A 7,766-nucleotide genomic window follows, 5' to 3' on the forward strand; every position below is an offset into this window, starting at 1 on the left:
CGTGTCGGCAATGCACGCACGTTGCGACCGTTGATGTCGAAAGGCGTTGCCGTCAGCATTCCACCATTCGCCTCGAAGCCCATAACCAGATCCTTGCCGGCGGCAACCGCCTCTTCCATGCCGGCAATGACGAAAGGGGAACCAACACGGGTGCGGACGACGCTGAAAGGCCCGGCTGTCTCGATGCCGGAATTGGAGGTGACCGGCGTGACGACAGTCCCGGCGCCTAGGAAGTTGGCCGCAATCAGCCCGAGAAGATCGCCGCGCAACGGCATTCCGGTCTCGTCGGCAACCAACGGACGGTCGCCATCGCCATCGGTGGAAACAATCGCGTCAAGGCCATGCGCTGAGACCCAGCTCTTCAGAAGGGCGATCGTCTCTTCGGAAACGGCTTCGGTGTCTACGGGGATGAAGGTTTCGGACCGACCAAGGGCGATGACCTCTGCACCGTAATAAGCAAGGATGTCGACCATCAGATCTCGGGCGACGGTGCTGTGCTGATAGACACCGATCTTCATCCCTGCGAGCGCAACTTCAGGCAAGAGGGCCGTATTGCGCTCGAAGAAGAATTGCAGGCACGGCGCAGAGTGATCCTCTGAGACTGCGCGTGCACTGACGACAGTCTCGCCGGAGGCTTCGATGTCGGCGGCAAAATGGGTAATGGCGGCTTCGTCTGCTTTGTCGATTTCGCCGTCGTGGCGATAGAATTTGATGCCGTTGCGGTCCGCCGGAATATGCGAACCCGTTATCATCAGGCACGCGGCCTTTCTCTCAAGGCCATAAAGGGCAAGGGCCGGCGTCGGAACGGCGCCGCAGTCGAGAATTTTGAACCCGAGGCTTGCCAGTGCGCCAGCGCAATTGCCCGCGATCTCCGGGCTGGAGTCGCGGTAGTCACGCCCGATCAGGATGACATCGCCCTGTTCTGCTTTCTTGCTCTGCAGCAAATATTTGCCGAAAGCCGCGGCATATAGCGCCGATGGGCGTCCTTTCAGATCCGCCGACAGACCGCGAAGGCCGCTTGTCCCAAACTTCATGCGAAAACACCCTCGCGCTCTGAACAACCGTTTCTACTGTGCTGATTTGCTTGGGTAAACAGCAAAATTAGGACATAGTTAAACCGGCGGGCGGCATAAGCGAAGTATTGCCATCATTTAAGCATCGTTACCAGAGTTTTTGCTAATATGAATAAATTTCCGATTTATGACAGTTGTTCGTCTTTGCGAGATGGAAATATCCGTCGCAACGTTGCGTATTGCAGGTATAGACATTTTTGTTAGAACGGCTGTCCTACATCAACTGCGTTGATCCCGGAGGTTTGCGTCGTGAACGAGACGTCGGTCACTCTAGAAGAGAGCTGGAAGGCTGCGCTCGAAGGCGAGTTTGCAAGTCCTTACATGCAGCAGCTCAAGACCTTCCTGCTGGAGCAAAAGGAACTCGGCCGGCGGATTTTCCCCAAAGGCAGCGAATATTTCCGCGCGCTCGACCTGACCCCGCTTGAAAAGCTCAAGGTCGTGATCCTCGGACAGGATCCCTATCACGGCKCAGGGCAGGCGCATGGGCTATGTTTCAGTGTGCGGCCGGGCGTGCGCATTCCACCCTCGCTTGTCAACATCTACAAGGAAATGGAGACGGATCTCGGCATTCCCCCGGCACGGCACGGCTTTCTGGAACATTGGGCTCAGCAGGGCGTACTGCTGCTCAACAGCGTGCTGACCGTGGAGGAGGCCCAGGCCGCCTCGCATCAGGGCAAGGGCTGGGAACGGTTTACCGATGCCGTTATCCGCAAGGTGAACGATGAGTGCGAAGCTGCCGTTTTCATGCTCTGGGGTTCCTATGCTCAAAAGAAGGCGGCTTTTGTCGACTCAAGGCGGCATCTGGTGCTGAAGGCGCCGCATCCGTCTCCGCTCTCGGCCCATAACGGTTTCTTTGGATCCCGGCATTTCTCCAAGGCGAATGCATTCCTGCAGTCGCACGGTCGCGAGCCGATCGACTGGCAGCTTCCCGCCAATCCTTGAACGCTTTTGCATTGTTGTTCACAAATTGGAGACAATGCGTGTCGGCTTGCCGGGCTATGAGAAACGGCGGGAAGCGCTCATCTATGACCCATCGAAAGCCCGCCGAATGCGGGCAGAAAGGGGTCTCAAATGCTCGATCAAATCAAGGGTCTGCACCACGTCACATCGATGGCGGAGGACGCCCGCACCAACAACCAGTTCTTCACCAATGCGCTCGGACTGCGCCGCGTCAAGAAGACTGTCAATTTCGACGCTCCCGACGTCTATCACCTCTACTACGGTGACGAGACCGGTTCGCCGGGTACGGTCATGACCTACTTCCCGTTCCCGAAGATGGCACAAGGCCGCCCGGGTACCGGTGAAGTCGGCACCACGGTCTACTCGGTCCCGCAGGGCTCGCTCGGTTTCTGGAGCGATCGGCTGACCAAGCTCAACGTCGGCGGTCTGAAAGCCGAGGAAATCTTCGGTGAAAAGCGCCTGAATTTTGCCGGTCCGGACGGAGACGGCTTCGCGCTCGTCGAGGTCAGGGACGATGCCCGCGCTCCCTGGACACATGGCGGTATCAGCGAAGATCAGGCTATCAGAGGCTTCCACTCGGTCGCCATGCGGCTGAAGGATGATGGCGCTACTGCCGAACTTTTGAAGTTCATGGGCTACGAGGTTCAGGAAGAACAGGACGGTGTCAAACGGCTCGTCATCCCCGGCGGCAACGGGGCGCATCTCGTCGACCTCGAAACCATGCCCAGCATCGCTCGTGCACTCCCAGGCGCCGGCTCCGTTCACCATGTCGCCTTCGCCGTTGAAAACCGCGAAAAGCAGCTTGAGGTGCGCAAGGCGCTGATGGACACCGGCTATCAGGTCACCCCGGTCATCGATCGCGATTACTTCTGGGCGATTTATTTCCGTACGCCTGGCGGCGTGTTGTTCGAAATCGCAACCAACGAGCCAGGTTTCGACCGCGACGAAGATACTGCTCATCTCGGCGAGGCATTGAAGCTGCCGCAGCAGCACGCTCATTTGCGCGCCCTTATCGAGCAGCATTTGCAGCCGCTCGAAGCCTAAGCGGAGATAGAACAATGATTGACAAAGGTTATGTGCACCGGCTGCATGCCGGTGCATCCGGAAAGCCCATCCTCTTCGTGCTTCACGGAACAGGCGGCGACGAGAACCAGTTCTTCGACTTCGGCAGGCGATTGCTGCCGGAAGCAACGATCGTTTCGCCACGCGGCGATGTCTCCGAGTACGGTGCAGCCCGTTTTTTCAAGCGCACGGGGGAAGGCGTCTATGATATGGTCGACCTTGAACGGGCGACCGAAAAAATGGCGGGTTACGTCCGGGATCTGGCGGCTTCCCACGGTGCATCCAAAATTCTTGGGCTGGGATTTTCGAATGGCGCCAATATTCTGGCAAACGTGCTCGTCGAAAAAGGTGTGTTCGATGCAGCAGCACTGCTTCATCCGCTCATCCCTTTCCGACCGCGCGCCAATCCCGATCTTCGCGGGCGAAGAATACTGATCACGGCCGGTCAGCGAGATCCGATCTCACCGGTCGCGCTGACGGAAGCGCTAGACGGCTATTTTGCCGAGCAGAAGGCTGACGTACGGACGGAGTGGCATTCCGGTGGCCACGATATCCGGCCTAATGAAATTGAGGCCATTCAGTCCTTCTTTGCGGAATACGCCTGACAAAAAATTATGCGGCGAATTTCGCCGCATAATGCATTTCAGATTTTGGTCGAAAGCGTTCTTACGCTTCGTGGTAATAGGCCGAGTAGCGGTTGTAATAGTACTCGCCGGAACCATAAGAGCGATAGAGCTTCAGCTTTTCGGTGTCGACCTTGTTCAGGACAACGCCGATGCACTTTTGCATAAGCTCGGGTTGAACTGCGAAGGTGGTGCGAACGACGCGCCGCGACGTGCGGCCCCACTCGATAACGGCGAGCGATGCATCCAGCATCGGACTGACCGCGCGGGCATCGACGACCGGGCCGAGCGGCGGCAGGTCCAGAACGATGTAGTCGAAGTGCGCCTTCAGCTCTTCCAGCAGATTGACCATGATGGAGGAAGAAAGCAGATCGGAGGAGTGCGGCACGCGGCGCTTGACGACTGCCGGCAGGAAGGCGAGCCTTGTCTTGCTGTCAAGCAGCAGCAGATCCTTGAGCGGCTTGCCTTCCAGCAACGCTTCCAGAATGCCTTGTTCCGCATGGCGGCCGATAGCGCGCGTCGCGCCTGGATTGCGAAGGTCGGCATCGATCAGCAAGGTCCGCGCGCCCTGCATGGCAAGAAGCTGGGCAAGGTTGATGGCGACAGTCGACTTTCCTTCACCGGGAAGGCAGGAGACAACGCCGATGACCTTGCAGCGCGAGCTCGGATTTTCCATGTCGACGGCGATCTTGGCGCTACGCATCGTTTCAGCGAAGGCTGACAGTGGATGGTTGACCACGTAATTGGTAATGCCGTTGCCGTTTTGCAGCCCGCGCGCCGATTCAGGCTCGTTGGTGCTGCTGGTTGCTTCCTTCGCGTCGACGGCCGGTACATGGCCAATATATTCGAGCGACAAAACATCCCGGACCTGCTCGCCCGTGCGGAAGAAGCGGTCACGGAATTCGCGGAAGGCGCCGATCCCGCCGCCGAAGGCTGCGCCGAGCGCCATGGCCAGAGCGAGGATCAATGGCTTCTTCGGCGCGCTCGGAGTCGTCGGTACCTGTGCTCTGGTGATGATACGCGCGTCGGTGATCGGGAATGACTGTTGCTGTGTCGCTTCCTGGAAGCGGGCGAGGAAGGTCTGGTAGAGGTTGCGATAGGTATCTGCAGTGCGCTCGAGCTCGCGAAGCTGAACCTGAGTTTCACCGGCCGCGGTCGTTACGCCGGTTGCCTGGGAAACGCTCGCCTGCAGTGACTTCTCGCGGCTTTCCGCCACCTGGAGCTCGCTCTGGTAGCTTTCAGCGATACGGTTCAGTTCCTCGAACATCAGTCGCTGGTACTCAGCCATTTCGCTGCGAAGGCGAACGGCCTGCACGTGATCCGGTCCGAGACGAGCAGATATTTCGGCCTCAAGCTTCGAGGCTTCCAGATACTTCTTGCGCAAGTCGTTAGAGATCGAGTTGTCGAGAACGTCGGTCACGATTGCATCAGTGCGCTTGCTGTCGATGATCGACTTGACGCGTTCGTATTTTGCCCGCGCTCTTGCTGTATCGGCCTGCGCGCCGATCAACTGCGTCGTCAACTCAGAGAGCTGCTGGTCGCTGAGGAGCTGAAACTGGCCCCCGGCAGCGACAAGGCCGTTGGCAGTGCGGAACTTCTGGACCGCGAGGTCCGACTCGAGTGCCTTCTGTTTGAGTTCGTCGATACGTTCCTGCAACCAGTCGCTTGCCCGGCGGGTGGCGTCATATTTCGAGTTCAGCTTGTCAACGAGGTAAGCTTCCGCGATTGCGGTCGCGACGCTCGATGCGAGTTCCGGGGAGGTCGAGGTGTAGCTGATCGACAACGCGTAGGAACGGCCAATGCGCTCGACGTCCATTTCGGTAACGATCTTGTCGGCCGCGTTGTGGCGCTTTGTATCAGCGTCGTCGGCTGCTACATCGTCACTGGCGAACCAGGTACGGAAATTCAATAGCGAGCGAAGCATGCTGATCGGCGAGCGAGCGGGCGAAGTGAACTCGGGATTATCAAGCAGCTTCAGCTTATCAACGACCGTCAGACTGATAGAGTCGGATTTAAAGAGCTCGACTTCACTGAGCACAGAGGCATCGTCCTCTATCGGAATGCCGACGTTGGACGACATCTGATTGACGATTTCGCTGTTACCGCGGTCGATAAGAACGCTGGTCAAAGCGGTGTAGCGCGGTACAGCCGTCAGGATATAGACGAGGCCCAGGATTGCGAAGATAACAATGCAGATCGCGACTACACGCCACTGACGGCGTACAACTGCAATCAGTCTTTCAACATCGATGGTATCGCCGGCTCCGGCGTTTTCCCAATCTTCATCGGCATGCGCCGAGACCTTATCTGGCGATAGCAATCCGGGCCTCCGTTAGTTAACAAGCTCAAGTGAATATACGATCGAACACATTAAAAGCGCCCATCTCCAGGCAACGCAATTGTCTGAAGCAACAGCACTCGCGATGAAACATGACTACTCTTCATCAAGTGCCAGTCTGAAGACTAACTTCTTCCTGTTTAAGAAATCGAGAATAAGCGCCGACGTACTTTTGCGCTTCGTGATCCCAATTGAAGTCAGCTTCCGCCAATGCTTTTGCGCGCTGGCCGGCTTCTGCCCTGGCATTGTCATCGGTTATTAGCGTCAAACAAGCTTTTGCAAGCGCTTCCGGTGTCGGTGCGTCAGCGTAACGCCCTGCCGATTTAAGCAAACGTTTTGTTTCGCGCAAATCATAGGAAACGGAAGGTATTCCAAGCGCGGAATATTCGAAAACCTTGTTCATGCTTATCTTGTCGTTGTATTCATTTACTGGATCCGGAATGATACCTATGTCAAAGGTACTTAACGCGGCAAGTAGCTGCTCTCCGCGCAGATATCCAGTGAAAGTTACAAAGTCTTCTATCTCTAGTTCTGCAGCAAGATTTCTAACCGTCTCAAGTGCCGGGCCATCTCCCACGACGACTGCTTTTATATCGGTGATTGCGTGCACCTTTACGAGCTGATGAACGCAGCGGATCAGGTGGTCGACACCGTCCTGATCGGCGATAATTCCGACATAGCCCAGAACTACCCGCGCGCCGGCACGAAGTTCCAGATTCGGCGCAACACGGCGAATTCGCGATTTATCCGGGATGCTGTAAACGGATACAACATCTTCGCCCTTCTTTCCTCCTCGCGACATTGCCAATTCGCGGTGCGTCTCATTGGACGAGATCACGAGGTCCGCCGTGAGGAAAGTCAGTCGTTCGGCAAGTCTCAGCAGATGATAGAAGAAGCCGCGCTTCGCGTATTTTGCAACAAAGAGCTCCGGGCTTACATCGTGGTGGTCAAAAACAAAGCTTTTGCCCAATAGCTTGAAGGGGAGCGCAACCAGAAAAATCAGATCCGGAGGATTGCAGGCCTGAATGACATCGAATCCTCTTCTCCGAAGCACTTTGAAAAGCAGAGTGAATTCGTAGAACAGTGCGACACTATATTCGGCAATAAAGGCAAGTTTTCCGCGAGCCTCGAGCGGGAGCGGATGACGAAAGATCTCAATATCGTCAATGATCTCGAACTTCTCGGGATACTGTTCTGTTTTCGGGCATATCACGGAAACCTGCCAGCCTGCATCCCGCAACGCGCATGCCTCTTGCCATACTCGTCGATCGAACGGGACTGGAAGATTTTCAACGATAATCACGCAGGAAGGCATATCTGGTCCTATGATTCGAATTGAATTAGGGCTGATCTGAAGCCGCAGTACTTGGCCCCAATGGCCGCCCCTCACGTCAGGGCAAAGCCTAGCGATGTGTGAGGGTACTCGATGCAGCGTGTCGTTTCACCAATTGACTTGCGTATCCGTCTGTTAACAACGCCTAACGTCAACAATTAAATCAAGGGCTTCCAACCTATCGCACAAACTTTGTTGCAAAGGCTCTTCACACCTAATCAAGCATGACGTTATCGTATTCTTCGCTGCAGTGCAAAAAAAATGCCATCGAAGTGAGGCTTTTTTTGGGGTGCGCGGTTAATGTGCCGACGGAGTGCGGACCTCAGTGCCGTCCCTTGGGGTTGGCTGACAGCTGAGAAAATTGGAACGGTGAGAAG

At 56.3% G+C, this 7,766-nt stretch carries 6 protein-coding genes; 3 read left to right on the forward strand and 3 right to left on the reverse strand.

What is annotated here, in order from left to right:
- The coding region (locus tag AC1D35_RS33890) for a phosphohexomutase domain-containing protein (RefSeq protein WP_477942245.1) at positions 1-1,034 on the reverse strand (1,034 nt) is incomplete at its 3' end.
- A 288-nt stretch (positions 1,035-1,322) separates the two neighbouring features.
- Between AC1D35_RS33890 and ung the strand changes: the two genes are divergently transcribed.
- The 3 genes from ung (at position 1,323) to AC1D35_RS33905 (ending at position 3,700) form a co-directional block, all read left to right on the forward strand.
- Positions 1,323-2,015 (forward strand): uracil-DNA glycosylase, encoded by a 693-nt coding sequence (ung, locus tag AC1D35_RS33895; protein WP_477942247.1) that lies wholly within the window; start codon positions 1,323-1,325, stop codon positions 2,013-2,015.
- Between the two features lie 129 nt (positions 2,016-2,144).
- Positions 2,145-3,077 (forward strand): VOC family protein, encoded by a 933-nt coding sequence (locus AC1D35_RS33900; RefSeq protein ID WP_477942249.1) that lies wholly within the window; start codon positions 2,145-2,147, stop codon positions 3,075-3,077.
- Between the two features lie 14 nt (positions 3,078-3,091).
- Positions 3,092-3,700 carry an alpha/beta hydrolase gene (locus AC1D35_RS33905; RefSeq protein ID WP_477942251.1) on the forward strand — a complete coding sequence of 203 codons (609 nt, stop codon included), beginning with the start codon at positions 3,092-3,094 and terminating at the stop codon, positions 3,698-3,700.
- 61 nt (positions 3,701-3,761) lie between these two features.
- Here AC1D35_RS33905 and AC1D35_RS33910 read toward each other — a convergent pair whose 3' ends face one another.
- Positions 3,762-6,038 (reverse strand): polysaccharide biosynthesis tyrosine autokinase, encoded by a 2,277-nt coding sequence (locus AC1D35_RS33910; RefSeq protein ID WP_113508564.1) that lies wholly within the window; start codon positions 6,036-6,038, stop codon positions 3,762-3,764.
- Positions 6,039-6,162: 124 nt separating this feature from the next.
- Positions 6,163-7,371 (reverse strand): glycosyltransferase family 4 protein, encoded by a 1,209-nt coding sequence (locus tag AC1D35_RS33915; protein ID WP_113308490.1) that lies wholly within the window; start codon positions 7,369-7,371, stop codon positions 6,163-6,165.
- Between the last annotated feature and the right edge of the window lie 395 nt (positions 7,372-7,766).

It is taken from the genome of Rhizobium sp. P1_E6, assembly GCF_056405875.1.